The sequence below is a fragment of the Streptomyces sp. NPDC057638 genome, assembly GCF_042800315.1.
Taxonomy (GTDB): Bacteria; Actinomycetota; Actinomycetes; order Streptomycetales; family Streptomycetaceae; genus Streptomyces.
Genome location: NZ_JBHVHF010000046.1, coordinates 1 through 14,921, shown reverse-complemented (window position 1 = coordinate 14,921; position 14,921 = coordinate 1). Strand labels below are relative to the sequence as shown.

The following is a 14,921-nucleotide window of genomic DNA, read 5'->3' as shown; positions in this document are numbered from 1 at the left end:
AGGCTGCGTCGGTGGAGCGCTCGCCGCGGGCGGACCGGCGTGGCGGCCCAACCCCTGAGTGGTGCGAAGGGTCACGGTAAGGCTTACCTAACCCCCGGCACAAGCATGTGCCGGTTCGCGGGGCCCAGGATAAGCACATCGGCGCCGGATGCCGAGGCCTGGGGCCGGATGGTCCACTGGTCGAGACAGACGGGTGGGTCCAGCGGCGGGCGACACGGGACGGACCAGGTCGGGGGGTACGGCAGGGAACGAATGGATCCGAAGTTACATACGGAGCAGAGCGGGCGAATCTAAGGTCACATACGGCACAGAGCGGCTATATCGAAGGACGGCCGGGGGTGATGAGGGCGTGGCCCGCGCGGCGCACCCGGCTACCGTCCGGTCCCTGCCGGACACACGGGCCCGCACGGCGCGCTCGGTCAGCGTCCGAACCGTCCGGTCCGCGCCCGGTCAGCGTCCGAACCGTCCGAACCGTCCGACCAGCGTCCTGCCCGCGCCGGGCCCGCGTCCGAACCGCCCGACCCGCATCCGAACCGCGTCCGGTCGGCGGACATGCAGCCCGGCGCGGCGCCCCCGGCCCGTCAAGCCCCCCACGGGTGGGGTGTGGACCGCCCACACCCGGCCCGGCGGACATGCGGGACGCGCCCGGACCCGGAGAATCGATCCCATGACGGTCCACGGCAGCGACGACCCCGCCGCCACCCCCGTCCGCCCGCCACACGGTCACCGCACGCACCGTCCCGCCCCGGGCCGGGCGGCGGGCACAGGGGGCGCGCCATCGCCGGACGTGGAGGTGCTGATCGTCGGCGGCGGGCCGGTCGGGCTCACGGCGCGGGCGCTGCTGGACGGCTGGGGCGTGCGGACCCTCCTCATCGAGCGGCACGGCGAGCTGTCGCCCTTCCCCCGGTCCCGGCTGATCAACACCCGCTCGATGGAGATCTTCCGCCAGCTCGGACTCGCCGCCCGGATCAGCTCCCGCGCCTTCCCGCCCGAGTTCGGCCGCGTCCGCTTCCGCGACACCCTGCTCGACCACGACTTCGCCACGGCCGCGATGGTCGGGATCAACGCGCCGATCCCCGAGTCCCCCGTGGTCGGCGTGGTCACCTCACAGGACCGGCTGGAACCCGCCCTGCTCGCGGCGACGGACGCCGAGACCCGGTTCGGGGTCGAGCTGATGGACCTGGCCGAAGGAGCCGACGGCGTCACGGCCACCCTCCTCGACCACCGGCGTGGCGACGAGACACGGGTCCACGCCCGCTATGTCCTGGCGGCCGACGGCGCGCACTCCACCGTACGGAGACGGCTGGCCATCGGCACCCAGGGCCCCGGCGTCCTGGCGGCCGTCACCACCGTCGTGTTCGACGCCGACCTGACCCGGTGGTGCGCCGGCCAGCCCGCCGGGGTCTACTTCACCGCGCACGGCACCTTCCTCCCGCTCTATCCCGAAGGGGGCTGGGCCTGGCTCGCCCCCACCCCCGACGCGCCGGAACGGGCCGACTGGCCCGCCCTCGTCACCCGCGCCCTCGGCCCCGGCGCCGAGGTGCGGGCCGAGGTCCTGCGGGTCCAGCACTGGCGGATGAACGCGTTCGTCGCCGAGCGGTTCCACCAGGGCCGGGTCCTGCTGGCCGGGGACGCCGCGCACGCGATCCCCATCATCGGCGGGCTGGGCCTGAACACCGGTGTCGCCGACGCGCACAACCTGTGCTGGAAGCTGGCCGGAGCGCTGCGCGGCTGGGCCGGACCGGGCCTGCTGGAGAGCTACGGGACGGAACGGCGGCCCGTCGCCCACCGCACCCTGCGCCAAGCGGTGACCAACACCCGGCTCATGCTCGACGCGCAGAGCCTGCGCCGCGAGCAGCTCCGGGCCGGTGACACCACACCGACCACCATCGAACTCCCCTGGTCGGAGCAGTACTTCGCCCAACTCGGCCTGGTGCTCGGGGTCACCTACGACTCCACCGCCGTACGCCCCGAAAGCGGCGCGCTTCCCGACAGCACCGTACGCCCCGAAAGCGGCGCGCTTCCCGAAGGCGGCGCGGGCCTCCTCCCCCGCGACCCGGGTGGCACGGACTACGTCCCCACGGCGGAGCCCGGCCGCCGGATGCCCCACCTGTGGCTCACGGCCGGGCACTCCACCCTCGACACCGTCGGCGCGTGGTTCACCCTGCTCACCCCGGACCCCGCCCGCTGGGAGCCACGGAGCGCGTCACCGTGGCCGCTGCGCGTGGAGCGCCTTCCCGGGGAGTACGGCGATGCCTGCGGGCTCGGCCCCGACGGCGCGCTCCTCCTCCGGCCCGACGGCCATATCGGTGCCCGCTGGCGCGACCACCCGCCCGGCGTCCCGCCCCTCCACGGCGCCCTCACCGCCCTCACGGGCTCGGCGGCCCCGCGCAGGGAATGAACCCTCCGTACGGAATGAGCGGAATGAGCGGAATGAATGGAACAAAACTGTCAGCGGACAGCGCGTCAGCCCCGCCCGCGCAGATACGCCTCCAGTTCGGCGGCGCCCCTGAGCATCGCCCGCCCGCGGGCGGACAGCCGCTCGTGCCAGTCCCCCAGCGCGGCCTCCAGTGGCTCCAGCCCGCCGGCCTCCCTCACCTGGGCGATCAGCGGGGCGATCCGCTCCAGGGGGTAGCCGCCCCGCCTCAGTTGATGGGCCATCCGGGCGTCACGCACATCGGCCTCGTCGTAGACGCGGTACCCGGTTCCCGGGTCACGGCGGGGCCGCACCAGCCCGGCCCGCTCCCAGGCGCGCAGTGTGGCGGGCCGGATGCCGAGCCGCGCCGCCAGTGGCCCGATGAAGAGACGACCGGCCCCCGGCACGGCGCTCGCCCCGGCCCCCGGCACCGGAGTCCCCGACCCAGGCGCCCCGCCCGCGCCGGGGATCCCGGCGATACCGGACACACCGGAGGAGTCCGTCTCGGCCACCATCGCGGATTCCAGGTCGCGCAGAGCGCCTTCCACGGCCCGCAGGGTCGCGCGGTCGCCGAGGAGTTGGGCATGGCTCTCGTCCAGGAGCCGGAACGCCTCGTCGTCCGCGCTCTCGTTCACCGCGCGCATGACCGCCGTGGCCGTGGGGTGTCCATGGCCGGGCAGCAGGGCGAGGAAGGTGGTCAGGGCCCGCGCGTGCCGGGGGGTGTAGACGCGGTACCCGTGGGGCGTGCGGTCGGCGACCGGGAGGATGCCCGCCTCCTCGTAGTTTCTGACCGCCTGGGTGGACAGACCGTGCGGACGCGCCAGGTCAACCGGCCGCAGTAGCTCATGCCTTTGAGACTTTCTCCCCATAACCCCGGTCCCACTCCGCAAAAGTCTCCACTGAGGCTTCAACGATACCGTTGAAGCCATGGCTACCGACATCACCGACACCGTCCATGCCCTGGAGGCCGCCGCCGTGTTGGAGCTGCTCCCGGCCCGGCCCCGGGTCCTCGCCCTGGGCGAGCCCACCCACGGCGAGGACTCCTTGCTCGAACCGCGCAACGAGCTCTTCCGCCAGCTTGTCGAGCGGCACGGCTATCGCGTGATCGCGATCGAGAGCGACTGCCTCAGGGGCCTGGTCGTGGACGACTACGTCACCTCGGGCACGGGCACCCTGGACGACGTCATGGAGCGCGGATTCAGCCATGGCTTCGGCGCTTCGGCGGCCAACCGGGCGCTCGTGCGCTGGATGCGCGCCCACAACGACGGCCGCCCCGCCTCCGAGCGGATCCGCTTCGCGGGGATCGACGGCCCGTTGGAGATCACCGCCGCCGCCAGCCCCCGGCAGGCCCTCACTGCCCTCCACTCCCACCTCGCGGCCCGGCTGGACACCGCTCTGCTCCCGTGCACCGCCGGCACACTGGACCGTCTGCTCGGCGTGGACGACGCGTGGACCGATCCGGCCGCGATGCTCGACCCGGCCCGCTCGGTCGGCCGGTCGGCCGAGGCCAGGGAGTTGCGTGTGCTCGCGGACGATCTCGTGGCGTTGCTCCAGGAGCGGGCACCGGACCTGCTGACACCGGGGTCACGCGAGGATCAGGACCGCGCGCGCCGGTACGGACGGACCGCCACGGGCCTGTTGCGCTACCACTTCTGGATGGCCGACCCGACACCGTCCCGCCTGACCCGGCTGCTGGGTGTGCGGGACACGATGATGGCCGACAACCTGCTCGCGGTCGCCGAGTGGGGCCCGACGCTGGTCTTCGCCCACAACTCCCATCTCCAGCGCCACAGGAGTTCGGTACGGATGGGCGGGGCGCCGCTGGCATGGTGGAGCGCGGGCGCCCTGGTGAGCGCCCGCCTCGGCGCGGAGTACGCCTTCTTCGCCACGGCCCTGGGCACCATGCGTCACCAGGGTGTAGACGCCCCGCCCCCCGACACCCTCGAAGGGCTCCTGTACTCCCTCCCTCAAGACCCCTGCCTCATCGACGCCCCCCGCCTGGCCACCGCCCTCGCCGCCACGCCCCCGACGCCCCGCGTGTCCCCCTGGTTCGGCTACGCGCCGCTGGACCCGGCCCACCTGTCCGCGCACCACGGGATCGTCTTCCTCAAGGACGTGCCGCAGCTCTAGGTGTATTGCCCTGTCAGGCGGACCCGGCGCCGTCCCGCCTGGCGAGCGGGACGGCCGGTGGAGGGCGCTCGGCCCGGTCTACTTCCTGGGCGCGGGCTTGGCGGCCTCGAACCGGTCGAGGCAGAACTCCGGCCCGCCCTTGCCCTGGGGTGTGCTCTTGCCCTCGCCCTGGGGGATGCTCTTGCTGACCAGTTTGGCGACCGTCAGCAGACCCGGCTGGTCGGCCCTGCTGGACAGAGCCGCCGCCCCATCCGGCAGCTGACCATCGGCCGGCGTGAAGCAGAACTCGGCCCCCTCACCGCTCTTGTGCTCCCGGGTCACCTTGAGGGGCGGCCGCTCGCCCCCGCCCGTCTCCTTACCGACCACGTCGGTAGAGGCGGCCGAGCCCTTCTCCGCGTGCTGGACGGTGACCGAGGGCTTGGGCTCGGTGGTGTCGGCGCCGTTCGCCTGGGCGGCGCCGAGGGTGGCGCTGATGCCCAACAGGGCGGTGGCGCCGATGATGACGGCACGCTTGACGGTCTTCGACTGACGCACGGGATGTCCTTCCGGTCCGGTCACCGCTCGGTCCGCGGTGGCGATGGACGTCACCGTGCCAGCGGGCCGCTGAGCCCACGCTGAAACCCTGAAGCACCCTTCAGCATCGGCGCCCGCGCGCTCCGCGGTGCGGCAGGCTGCGTCTCATGCGCATGTTGATGGTGGAAGACGACGCCCGCCTGGCGGCGCTGCTGCGCCGGGGACTGGCCGACGAGGGTTTCGCGGTGGACTGGGCCGCCGACGGGCGCCAGGGGCTGCGGCGCGCGCTGTCGGGAACGTACGACGTGATCGTGCTCGATGTGATGCTGCCGGGTCTCAACGGCTATGCCGTCTGCGCCAGGCTGCGCGCGGCGGGCAGCGCCACACCGGTGCTGATGCTCACCGCCAAGGACGGGGAGTACGACGTGGCCGAGGGGCTGGAGACGGGAGCGGACGACTACCTGTCCAAGCCGTTCTCCTTCATCGTGCTCACCGCCCGTCTCAAGGCCCTCATCCGCCGCTCAGGACGCCGCCCGACGGCGGTGCTCCAGGTGGGGGACCTGCGCATCGAGCCGGTGTCGCTGCGCTGCTGGCGCGGTCCGGACGAAGTCGTCCTGACCGCCAAGGAGTTCGCGGTACTGGCCTGTCTGGCCGAGCGGGCCGATGAGGTCCTCACCAAGACCGATATCGCCGAGCGGGTGTGGGACGAGCACTACGAAGGCGATCTCAACATCGTGGAGGTGTACGTCAGTGCGCTGCGCCGGAAGATCGACGCGCCGTTCGGGCGCCGGAGCATCCGCACCATCCGGGGCGCCGGGTACCGGCTCTCCCCCGACGGCTGAGGACCCGGTGCCCACGTCCGCGCGCCGCCCCGCGCGCCGCGTGGTTCCGGCCACCGTGCGGGGCCGGATGACCCTCGCCGTGGCCGCGGTGCTGGCCGTCGCGCTGACCGCGGGGGCGGCCGTCCTGCTCACCACCGTACGCGGGGATCTGTGGCAGTCGGCCCGTAACTCCTCGCAGCGGCAGGCCGATCTGGCGGTGGCGCTCATGGAACGGGCGGGACGGGATGACTCCCGTGCGTACAGCATCGACGGGGTCGAGGTGAGCGATGCCCGGCTGGACCTGGTTCCCGTACCGGACGCCACCTCCGGACCGTCCCTGGAGAGGAGGTCCCCGGCGCCGGGGATCAGCGGGGGCAGCAAGGAGTACGCGTTCTCGGCCGACGGCCGCTACCGCGCCCAGAGCCCGGTCGACTTCACCGCAGCCGAGGACACCCTGCGCGGCATGCTCATCCTGCTGGCGACCGGTGTACTGCTGATCGTGCTGCTCGGGGCGCTGCTGACCTGGGTGACCGTGGGCCGGGCCCTGGCACCGGTCGAGGCGGTACGCCGTGAGGCGGCCGAGATCACCGCCAACGACCTGCACCGCCGCCTCCCGGTCCCACCCGTACGGGACGAGATCTCCCGGCTGGCCACCACCCTCAACACCACCCTGGACCGCCTGGACCGCGCCGTCACCCGGCTGCGCACCTTCACCGGCGATGTCTCCCACGAGCTGCGCGGCCCGCTCACCACCCTGCGTACCCGTCTCGAACTCGCCCTCGCCCGCCCCGAGAGCGCGCACTGGCCCGAGGTCGCGGCCGAAGCCCTGGAAGACACCGGCCATCTCCAGGCACTCGTCAGCGACCTGCTGCTACTGGCCCGGCTGGACGCCCACCACACCCCGCACCACCGCCAGGTCGACCTCGCCTCCCTCGTCCGGGACCAGGCCCGCCGGCCGGGCGCCACCCCGGCCCCGGGCGTCGACGCCCCCGGCCCCGCGCCGGTACGCGGAGACGCCGCCCAGCTGACCCGGCTGCTGGCCAACCTCCTGACGAACGCCCGCCGTCACGCGGCCACGACCGTCCGGGTCCGGGTGGCCGTCGGCGACCGGGACGTGGTCCTGGAAGTGGCCGACGACGGCCCCGGGATCCCGGCCGGGGACCGCGAGCGTGTCTTCGACCGCTTCACCCGCCTGGACGACGCCCGCACCCGCCAGGACGGCGGCACCGGTCTCGGTCTGGCCATCGCCCGCTCCATCGCCACCGCCCACGGCGGCACGCTGACCGCCCAGGCCCCCGCCGGTGTCCCGGGCGGCGCCCGGCTCGTCCTGCGGCTGCCGAAGGCGCCGCCGCGATCGGCCGACCGGCCACGGGGGCCCGGTGATGACACCGCGACGCGGTAGCTCCGGCCCGGCGGTGGTCACCCCCGTGCACCACCGCCGAGCGGATCCGTCCGGGCACCTGGCGCCTCCGGGGCTGGCACGCCCGTGCCCTCCGGGCCTGGCGCCCTCAGCCGCCGGGCCCGCTCCGGAGCAGCTTGCGGCCCGCGGTCGCGCCACCGTCGACGGCGATGGACGCTCCCGTGAGATACGGGAAGTCGTCGGAGGCGAGCCCGAGCACCGCCCGTGCGATCTCGTCGGGTTCCGCCATCCGTTCGAGACCGTCGACGTTCAGCGGTCCGAAGGCCCGCTTGTAGCGGTCCCAGTCGGCGTCGGGGATGCCGGGTGGCCGGACCAGAGGGGTGTCGGTGGTGCCGGGGAGCAGGGCGTTGACCCTGATCCCCCGCGGACCGTAGGCGAGTGCCGCCGCCTTCACGATCCCCTGCACGGCGCGCTTGCTCGCGGTGTACGCGGCGCCGTTGGGGCGGGCCTGTTCGGCGGCGGAGGACGAGGTACAGATGATCACGCCGGTCCCGGCCCGGAGCATATGCGGGATCTCGTACTTGAGGGCGAGGAAGACCCCCCGGGCGTTGGTCGCCTGGATGTCGTCCCACTCCTCGGGGCTCATCTCGTGCGGCAGTCCGTTCCCGCCGATACCGGCGTTGTTGAAGGCCACGTCGATACCGCCGTGGCGGTGGGCCACCCGGTCCACGAAGGCGCGCACCTGGTCGGCGTGGCGGACATCGGCCCGCAGATACACGGCGTCGCCACCGGCGTCCTTGATCTCCCGCTCGACCAGGCGGCCGAGTTCGGCCCGTCTGCCGCAGAACCCGACCCGGGCTCCGGCCGCCGCGAAGGCGAGCGCCGCCGCCCGGCCGATGCCCGAGGTGCCTCCGGTGATCAGTACGGATCTGCCCAGGAAGCGGCGGTCCGGGGCGCGGGCCCCGGCCCGGTCGGCGGCGTGGGCCGGGGCGCCGAGGCCCGCGCCCGCCACGCCGAGGGCGGCGGCGCCGATGAGGGAGCGTCGTCCCGGTTCCCCGGACGGTGTGTCATGTCTGTTGTCCACACGGACCACACTCGCGGTCCGGTGCCGGTGCCCGCCTCCTCCTTCCGGCCGGTCCGCGCGGCCTCTCGGAGGACCGGGTGTCCTCCGGCGGCCGGAGCCCCGGGACACCGCGCTCCCCCTATCGTGGGCGTGTGAACCGACCGCTGACGGAGCTCGTGTTCGACCACCGCTACGCCGGTGTCCGCGCCCTGGTGTACGCCGCGGTCCTGCTCGGCGACTTCCTGCTGGTGCGGCGGCCGACCGGGGAGCAGGACGGATGGCTCGCCGCGGCGGCGCTGGTCCTGTGCCTGGCCTCGGGCCGGTGGATCCTGACCGCGCTGGTGGCGCAGTCGGCGCTGCTGGTCCTCGCGCACGCGCTGGGGACGGGCATCGTCCCCTCGCTCAAGACACTGGCCGCGGTCACCCTCTTCGAACTGGCGGTGCGGCACGCGGGGCGGCTGCCGCTGCTGGGAGGCGCGGTACTCGCCCTCGCGCTCGCCGTGAACCGGCTCGGCGACCTCCCCGGCCAACTGCTCCCGGTGCTCTTCAAGATGGGCGTCGTCGCCGGACTGCCGCTGCTGCTGGGGTCCTATGTCCGGATGACCCGTGAGACCGCGCGGTACGCCCGTATCCAGGCGGAGCAGCGGGCGCGTGCGGCCGAGCACGAGCTGGCCGCCGCCCGCGCGGCCGAGCGCACCGCCATCGCGCGGGACCTGCACGATCTGGTGGCCCACCATGTGTCCTCGATGGTGCTGCGGGTGGGCGTCGCCCGGCACGTCGTCCACGGCCCCGCCCCGGCGCCGGACGGCGCCACGACCACGGCCACGACCACGGCCACGGCCACGGCCACGGCGGGAGCGGACGCGCGGATCGCCGAAGTCCTCGACGATCTGCACAGCAGTGGCCATGCCGCACTCGCCGACCTGCGGCGCCTGGTCGCCGTGCTGCGCACCCCCGGCGACCCGGAGACCGACACCACCGGACCGGCCGTGCGCGGTTCCCTGCCCGGCGCGCTGGAGGCCGTGGCGGAACGCGGTCGCCGTACCGGACTGGACGTCACCGCCGTGGTGGACCCGGCGGTCGCCCGGCTCGACGGGGAGCGCGCACTGGCCGTGCTGCGGCTCGCCCAGGAGGGCCTGGCCAACGCGGTCCGGCACGCCGGTCCGGGCGCGCGGGCCGAGTTACGCGTCGTCCTGGCCGACGACTCCGTACGTCTGACGGTCCATGACGACGGCGCCGGGCAGCCACCGCGCCCGGCACCGGGCCCCGGTGGTCATGGGCTGACCGGTATGCGGGAACGGGCCGCACTGCTGGGCGGCCGGCTGGAGGCGGGGCCTTCGGGGCGGGGCTGGCTGCTGACCGTCGACCTGCCCACGGCGGGACTCCCGCCCCGGGAGCGACCGTGATCAGCGTCCTGGTCGTGGACGACCAGCATCTGGTCCGCATGGGTCTGCGCATGCTGTTCGAGCCGGCCCCGGACATCGAGATCACGGGTGAGGCGGCGGGCGGCGCCGAGGCCGTGCGCCTGGCCGCGCGGCTCGCCCCCGACGTGGTCCTGATGGACCTGCGGATGCCGGGGACGGACGGCATCACCGCCACCCGGCAGATCCTGGCCGCCCGGCCGTCCACCCGGGTCGTCGCCCTCACCACCTTCGACGACGATGACCATCTCTACCCGGCGCTCACGGCCGGGGCCTGCGGCTTCCTCGTCAAGGACACCCCACCGGCGGAGATCCTCGACGCGGTACGCAGGGCCGCGGGCGGAGCGGCCCCGTTCAGCCGGGAGGCCCTGGCCCGCCTCGTCACCCGGGCGACGACGACCCCGGCACCGGCCGGACCACCCGCGCCGCGGGCCCTGTCCGCCACCCTGACTCCGCGCGAGCGGGAGGTGCTCGCCCTCCTCGGCGAAGGGCTGTCCAACCAGGAGATCGCCGACCGGCTGCACCTGGGCATCACCACGGTCAAGACCCATGTGGCGCATCTGATGGCGAAGACGGGACGGGACAACCGGATCCGTCTCGCCGTCCTCGCCGTGCTCTGCGGTGTCGTACCGGACTGACACCACCGCGGAGGCCGCGAGCCGGGACCGCGCCGCCCGGCCTCACCCGCCGCCGGGCCCCGCTCGGGCAGCGGCTTCCGGCCGGGGAGCGGACCTCCTCGGCCAGCGGGTCCGCTACCCCCGCTCCGTGGTCCGCGCGTAGTGCGCGGCGATCTCATCGCTGGTGGTCAGCCACACCCCCGGATGGCTGACCACGTAGTCCAGCGCCTCGTCCAGATAGCGGCTCCGGAACGGCTGCCCGATGACGAAGGGGTGCAGGGCCAGCGCCATCACCCGGCCGCTCTCGGGTGTGGCGTCGGCGTACAGCCGGTCCAGCTGGTCCTTGACGATCTGGACGAACTCCGGTCCTGTCATGCCCTTGCTGACGAACAGACCGATGTCGTTCAGCTCGACCGAGTACGGAACGCTGAGCATCCCGGGGACGTTCAACCGGTACGGCTGGTCGTCGTTGGTCCAGTCGAGCACATACTCCAGACCGAGACCGGCCAGGATCTCCGGGGTGTTGAGGGTCTCGGTGAGCGCCGGGCCCATCCAGCCGCGCGGGCGCTGGCCGGTGGCACGCTCGATGGTGTCGACGATCTCCGTCAGCGTGCGGAATTCCTCGTCCGGCGTCAGCCCGGTATGGAAGGTCGAGTTGTTCCTGCCGTGGGCGAGCCAGGCCCACTCCCGGGCCCGCCCGGCGTCGATGATCTGCGGATAGCGTTCGCCGACATCGGAGTTGAGCAGCGCGCTCGCCCGGATCCCGTACCGGTCCAGGCTCTCGATCACCCGCCAGATGCCCACCCGGGGGCCATAGTCCCGCCAGCCGTAGTTGAGCGGATCGGGGACCAGCTCGGCGGTGCCGGGGAAGGTGCTGGTCGAGGGCCGGTCGAGCCGGTAGTGCTCGATATTGAGCCCCACGTAGAAGGCGACCCGCGCCTCCCCGGGCCACCGGAGCGGTCCCCTTTCCACGATCGGGCTGTAGTCGTAGAGCCGCTGTTCCATCATCGCGCGCACCTCGTCTCCGTCCGGCCCGCCGGGGCCGTGACTCGTCCGGCCCCTAGACTCGAACCCTCACATCAATGTGAGGGTCAACGCGCCCGGACATGAGGTGGATCACATGCGCATCGGGGAACTGTCGCACCGGACCGGGACCAGTCGGCGGCTGCTGCGCTACTACGAGGAGCAGGGCCTGATCGTGGCCGAGCGCGCCGCCAACGGCTACCGCCACTACGACGAACGCTATGTGGACCGCGTCCTCCAGATCCGCGGCCTCCTCGACGCGGGACTGCCCACCCGCGTCATCCGGCGGGTCCTCCCCTGTCTGGACACACCCGGGACGATCCACTTCCCCAACCCCACGGCGGAGATGCTGGCCGCCCTGGACCGGGAACGCGACCGGATGACCGAACGCATCGCCGTCCTCGTCCGCAACCGCGACGCCATCGCGGCGTACGTGGACGAGGTACGCCGGGGTGACGCTTCCGGCGGGGAATCCGGGACGCGCTGAGCAGGGGGCGCGGCCCGGCCGGAACGTCCCCCGGTCCAGCCTCACCACCCCGGGACGGTTCACCGCCATGGAGCACGACAGGTCGTCGCCGCGGAGGCGGTCCGTTGGAGCGCGGACCACGTCGGCGGCGGTCCGTTCCGGTTCGGCCGCTCCCACCCGGTGGCCTTGGGCCCTGTCCGCTTCCCGGCCGCGGTCGGGGGACGGGCACAGCCGTACGGAGGCGCTCAGGCCGACTCCGTCCCGTGGGGCAGCAGGAGCCGGAAGGTACACCCCCGGCCGGGGCGGTTGTCGAGTTCCAGGCGGCCGCCGTGCGCCATGGCGATGGCGCTGGCGATGGCGAGCCCGAGTCCCGTACCCGGTTCGGTGGGCCGGTCGGGCGCCGTCGCGCGGTAGAAGCGCTCGAAGACATGGGGGGCGTCGCCAGGAGGGATACCGGGGCCGTCGTCGGCGACCTCGATCACGCAGACCGGTGCCCCCTCCGGCAGCGGCGGGCCGCCACCCGGCGGCGGGTGGGCCGGCGCGTGACCGGCACCGACCCCGACCCGGACGCGGGTGTTCGCCGGGGTGTGGACGCAGGCGTTGGAGAGGAGGTTGTTCAGCACCTGCGCGAGCTGGTGCGGGTCACCGGGCGCCTCGACCACATCGAGGTCGGCGGTCTCGGCCCCGGCGCCGGGTGTGAGGGGTGCCAGGGTGATGGCGTGGTGGGGGTGGCGCATCCCGGCGGTGGCGATGGCCTCGGCCGCCAGGGAGAGGAGGTCGACGGGTTCGCGGTCGGGGGTGCCGGGGCGGCCGAGGGTGGCCAGGAGGAACAGGTCGTCCACGAGACGGCTCATCCGGTCGGCGTTGTGGACGATGAGAGTGTGGGCCTCGTCGCGTCGCGGGTCGGCCATGGCGGGGTCGGCGAGGAGGAGTTCGGCGAAACCCTGGACGGCCGTGAGCGGGGTCCGCAGCTCATGCCCGGCGTCGGCGAGGAAGCGGCGCAATTGCCGCTCGGAGCTCTCCGCGCGGTGCAGGGCCGTACGGAGACGGTCGAGCATGGTGTTCAGTCCCACGGCGAGACGGCCGACCTCGGTGTCCGGTTCGGTGACGGGGACGTTGAGGGCGAGGGCCCCCCGGGTGATGTGCTCGACGGTGTGCTCGACCCGGGTCAGGGGGCGCAGGCCCAGGCGGATGGCCCCATTGCCGAGCACGATGGTTCCGGTGGCGACCGTGAGGCCGAGACCGAGGCCGAGCCAGAGCAGTTTGGTGGTGGCGCCGTCGACGGTGTCCAGGGGGAGCGCGACGACGGCCAGCATCCCGTCGGGGCCGGTGGAGGGGAGCACGCGCCAGTCGGAACCGCCGTCGCCCTCGGCCGGGACCGTGCCGGGCTTGTCCGCGGACAGGCCGAGGTCGGCGGCGCGTTCGGGGAGGCGAGGTCCCGGGTCCTCGCCGCTGCCGAGGGCACTGGGCAGCAGACGTCCCTCGTGATCGTAGAAGTGGACGCGGTAGTCGGAGGGCAGCGCGTCACCCGGGCGCGGCGGGGGCGGCAGGGTTCCACCACGGGCCAGATCCGCGTAGATCCGCGGCGGCGGCCGGAAGTGGGCCAGGCGCTCGTCGACCTGGTCGGTGAGCCAGCCGCGCAGGACGGTCAGGCCGACGAACTGGCTCACCAGGACGGCGGTGGTGGCCAGCAGTCCGGAGATCAGGACGAGTCGGGCGCGCAGGGACCGGGGCCGCAGCGCCGCCAGACGGGCGCGCGGGGACCGGGACGTACGACCGGTACGCGGGGAAGCGGCGACAGTGCCGGTACGCGGGGCCCCGGAGGCAGTGCCCGTACGAGAGGAACGGGGCCGCCACCCGTCCATGGCCCTCATCGCGGGGCCGTCGACGGGTCGCGCGGCAGCCGCAGGCAGTAGCCGACCCCGCGGACGGTGTGGATCAGTGCGGGTGCCTCATGGTCGATCTTGCGGCGCAGGTTCTTGATGTAGGTGTCCACGATCCTGGTGTCGCCCGCGAAGTCGTACCGCCAGACCATCTGAAGGATCTCGGCCTTCTCCAGAACGCGCTCGGGATGGGTCAGCAGACAGGTCAGCAGCCGGAACTCGGTCGGCGAGAGCGCGACCGGGCGTCCGGCGCGGTGCGCCTCGCGGCTGCTCTCGTCGAGGACCAGGTCGGCATAGCGCAGCGGCGGGCGACGGCTCGCGGCCGGGACCGTCTCGCTGCGGCGCAGGATGGCGCGGACGCGGAGCACGACCTCCTGGACATGGAAGGGTTTGGTGACATAGTCGTCGCCGCCTGAGCTCAGGCCGATGATGCGGTCCTCGACACCGGTGCGGGCGGTGAGGAACAGCACGGGTGTGTAGACGCCCCGGGCCCGCAGGTCGCGGATGACCCGGAAGCCGTCGGTGTCCGGGAGCATGACGTCCAGGACGATCAGGTCAGAGCGGCGGCGCCCGGCCTCGGACACGGCCTCCCGCCCGGTGACCGCGCTCGTCACGGCGTAGCCCGCCGCGGTGAGCGCGGAGGTCAGCAGGGTGCGGATGCTGGTGTCGTCCTCCACGACCAGGACGGAGTGCCGTGCCGCGGCGGGTTGTGCCGGGGAGTGTTCGTCGCTCATGTTCTGGCACCTCGGGGTACGGGTGGGCGAGGCCGCGGCAGGGCGTCCCCGGTTACGGCGGCGCGATGATACGCAGCCCCGCTGTGCGAGGGGCGTGGGGATGCGCGGCCCGGCGGTGCGGCGGTCGGGGCCGGGCAGCGGGTGCGCCCGGTGTCCCGGGCGACCGTGGGCGGCCCGGGACACCGGTTCGGTCAGCCGGTCACCTCCTTGTCCTTGGCCAGGGCCGCGGAACGGGCGGTGATCGTCTTGGTCAGCGCGGTGACGGCGGCGTCGAGGCCCGTGGAGTCGGCCCCGGCGGAACGGGCCCGCTCGGCGATGACCTTGAGGTTCTTCTCCGCCGAGCCGGAGGCGTAGAACGTCCGGTACAGGTCGCGGTACGCCTTCTTGTACGGGGCGTCGAAGGCGTCCAGGGCCAGGAACCTGCTCTTCAGGGGGTGTGGCATGCCGCCCCTGCCGCCGGGCCCGGCCTGGGCG

The 14,921-nt window shown here is 73.6% G+C and carries 13 protein-coding genes and 1 pseudogene; 7 read left to right on the top strand and 7 right to left on the bottom strand.

Annotated features, from left to right (window positions below; genetic code table 11):
* Positions 1-667 precede the first annotated feature (667 nt).
* Positions 668-2,401: an FAD-dependent monooxygenase gene (locus ACFVIM_RS09480; RefSeq protein ID WP_384300091.1), complete on the top strand. Its 1,734-nt coding sequence runs from the start codon at positions 668-670 to the stop codon at positions 2,399-2,401.
* A 65-nt stretch (positions 2,402-2,466) separates the two neighbouring features.
* On the opposite strand, the gene ACFVIM_RS09475 is transcribed toward ACFVIM_RS09480, so the two are convergent.
* A complete protein-coding gene (locus ACFVIM_RS09475) occupies positions 2,467-3,285 on the bottom strand; it encodes a TioE family transcriptional regulator (RefSeq protein WP_384300090.1) in 819 nt (272 codons plus the stop codon).
* Between the two features lie 58 nt (positions 3,286-3,343).
* On the opposite strand from ACFVIM_RS09475, the gene ACFVIM_RS09470 reads away from it, so the two are divergent.
* The gene (locus tag ACFVIM_RS09470) at positions 3,344-4,546 is read left to right on the top strand and encodes an erythromycin esterase family protein (RefSeq protein ID WP_384300089.1); all 1,203 of its coding nucleotides are present in this window, start codon (positions 3,344-3,346) and stop codon (positions 4,544-4,546) included.
* Positions 4,547-4,624: 78 nt separating this feature from the next.
* Here the strand turns inward: ACFVIM_RS09470 and ACFVIM_RS09465 are convergent, their stop codons facing one another.
* Positions 4,625-5,080 (bottom strand): hypothetical protein, encoded by a 456-nt coding sequence (locus tag ACFVIM_RS09465; protein WP_384300088.1) that lies wholly within the window; start codon positions 5,078-5,080, stop codon positions 4,625-4,627.
* 146 nt (positions 5,081-5,226) lie between these two features.
* Between ACFVIM_RS09465 and ACFVIM_RS09460 the strand changes: the two genes are divergently transcribed.
* Both ACFVIM_RS09460 and ACFVIM_RS09455 read left to right on the top strand, forming a co-directional pair.
* Positions 5,227-5,901 (top strand): response regulator transcription factor, encoded by a 675-nt coding sequence (locus tag ACFVIM_RS09460; RefSeq protein WP_384300087.1) that lies wholly within the window; start codon positions 5,227-5,229, stop codon positions 5,899-5,901.
* A gap of 7 nt (positions 5,902-5,908) precedes the next feature.
* Complete coding sequence (locus ACFVIM_RS09455; RefSeq protein ID WP_384300086.1) at positions 5,909-7,282, top strand: sensor histidine kinase; 1,374 nt, start codon at positions 5,909-5,911, stop codon at positions 7,280-7,282.
* Positions 7,283-7,388: 106 nt separating this feature from the next.
* On the opposite strand, the gene ACFVIM_RS09450 is transcribed toward ACFVIM_RS09455, so the two are convergent.
* A complete protein-coding gene (locus ACFVIM_RS09450) occupies positions 7,389-8,324 on the bottom strand; it encodes an SDR family NAD(P)-dependent oxidoreductase (RefSeq protein WP_384300085.1) in 936 nt (311 codons plus the stop codon).
* Positions 8,325-8,455: 131 nt separating this feature from the next.
* Here ACFVIM_RS09450 and ACFVIM_RS09445 point away from each other — a divergent pair, with 131 nt between their 5' ends.
* Together ACFVIM_RS09445 and ACFVIM_RS09440 are read left to right on the top strand one after the other, a co-directional pair.
* Positions 8,456-9,709 (top strand): sensor histidine kinase, encoded by a 1,254-nt coding sequence (locus ACFVIM_RS09445; protein ID WP_384300084.1) that lies wholly within the window; start codon positions 8,456-8,458, stop codon positions 9,707-9,709.
* Complete coding sequence (locus ACFVIM_RS09440; RefSeq protein WP_384300083.1) at positions 9,706-10,362, top strand: response regulator; 657 nt, start codon at positions 9,706-9,708, stop codon at positions 10,360-10,362. The genes ACFVIM_RS09445 and ACFVIM_RS09440 overlap by 4 nt, the downstream gene beginning before the upstream one ends.
* A gap of 114 nt (positions 10,363-10,476) precedes the next feature.
* On the opposite strand, the gene ACFVIM_RS09435 is transcribed toward ACFVIM_RS09440, so the two are convergent.
* Complete coding sequence (locus tag ACFVIM_RS09435; RefSeq protein WP_384300103.1) at positions 10,477-11,349, bottom strand: polysaccharide deacetylase family protein; 873 nt, start codon at positions 11,347-11,349, stop codon at positions 10,477-10,479.
* Positions 11,350-11,461: 112 nt separating this feature from the next.
* Between ACFVIM_RS09435 and ACFVIM_RS09430 the strand changes: the two genes are divergently transcribed.
* On the top strand, positions 11,462-11,851 hold the full coding sequence (locus ACFVIM_RS09430) for a MerR family transcriptional regulator (RefSeq protein ID WP_384300082.1): 390 nt from the start codon (positions 11,462-11,464) through the stop codon (positions 11,849-11,851).
* A gap of 224 nt (positions 11,852-12,075) precedes the next feature.
* On the opposite strand, the gene ACFVIM_RS09425 is transcribed toward ACFVIM_RS09430, so the two are convergent.
* The 3 genes and pseudogenes from ACFVIM_RS09425 to ACFVIM_RS09415 form a co-directional block, all read right to left on the bottom strand.
* Positions 12,076-13,695, bottom strand: coding sequence for a sensor histidine kinase (locus ACFVIM_RS09425; protein ID WP_384300081.1), 1,620 nt, complete (start codon positions 13,693-13,695; stop codon positions 12,076-12,078).
* A 5-nt stretch (positions 13,696-13,700) separates the two neighbouring features.
* A complete protein-coding gene (locus ACFVIM_RS09420; RefSeq protein ID WP_384300080.1) occupies positions 13,701-14,447 on the bottom strand; it encodes a response regulator transcription factor in 747 nt (248 codons plus the stop codon).
* A 191-nt stretch (positions 14,448-14,638) separates the two neighbouring features.
* A pseudogene (locus ACFVIM_RS09415) lies at positions 14,639-14,921 on the bottom strand (spore coat protein CotH); the annotation flags it as partial.

Excerpts from the sequence above, each read along its gene's own strand:
- ACFVIM_RS09480 (WP_384300091.1), top strand. The coding sequence starts at position 668 with ATGACGGTCCACGGCAGCGACGACCCCGCCGCCACCCCCGTCCGCCCG.
- ACFVIM_RS09475 (WP_384300090.1), bottom strand. The coding sequence starts at position 3,285 with ATGGGGAGAAAGTCTCAAAGGCATGAGCTACTGCGGCCGGTTGACCTG.
- ACFVIM_RS09470 (WP_384300089.1), top strand. The coding sequence starts at position 3,344 with ATGGCTACCGACATCACCGACACCGTCCATGCCCTGGAGGCCGCCGCC.
- ACFVIM_RS09460 (WP_384300087.1), top strand. The coding sequence starts at position 5,227 with ATGCGCATGTTGATGGTGGAAGACGACGCCCGCCTGGCGGCGCTGCTG.
- ACFVIM_RS09435 (WP_384300103.1), bottom strand. The coding sequence starts at position 11,349 with ATGATGGAACAGCGGCTCTACGACTACAGCCCGATCGTGGAAAGGGGA.
- ACFVIM_RS09430 (WP_384300082.1), top strand. The coding sequence starts at position 11,462 with ATGCGCATCGGGGAACTGTCGCACCGGACCGGGACCAGTCGGCGGCTG.
- ACFVIM_RS09425 (WP_384300081.1), bottom strand. The coding sequence starts at position 13,695 with ATGGACGGGTGGCGGCCCCGTTCCTCTCGTACGGGCACTGCCTCCGGG.
- ACFVIM_RS09420 (WP_384300080.1), bottom strand. The coding sequence starts at position 14,447 with ATGAGCGACGAACACTCCCCGGCACAACCCGCCGCGGCACGGCACTCC.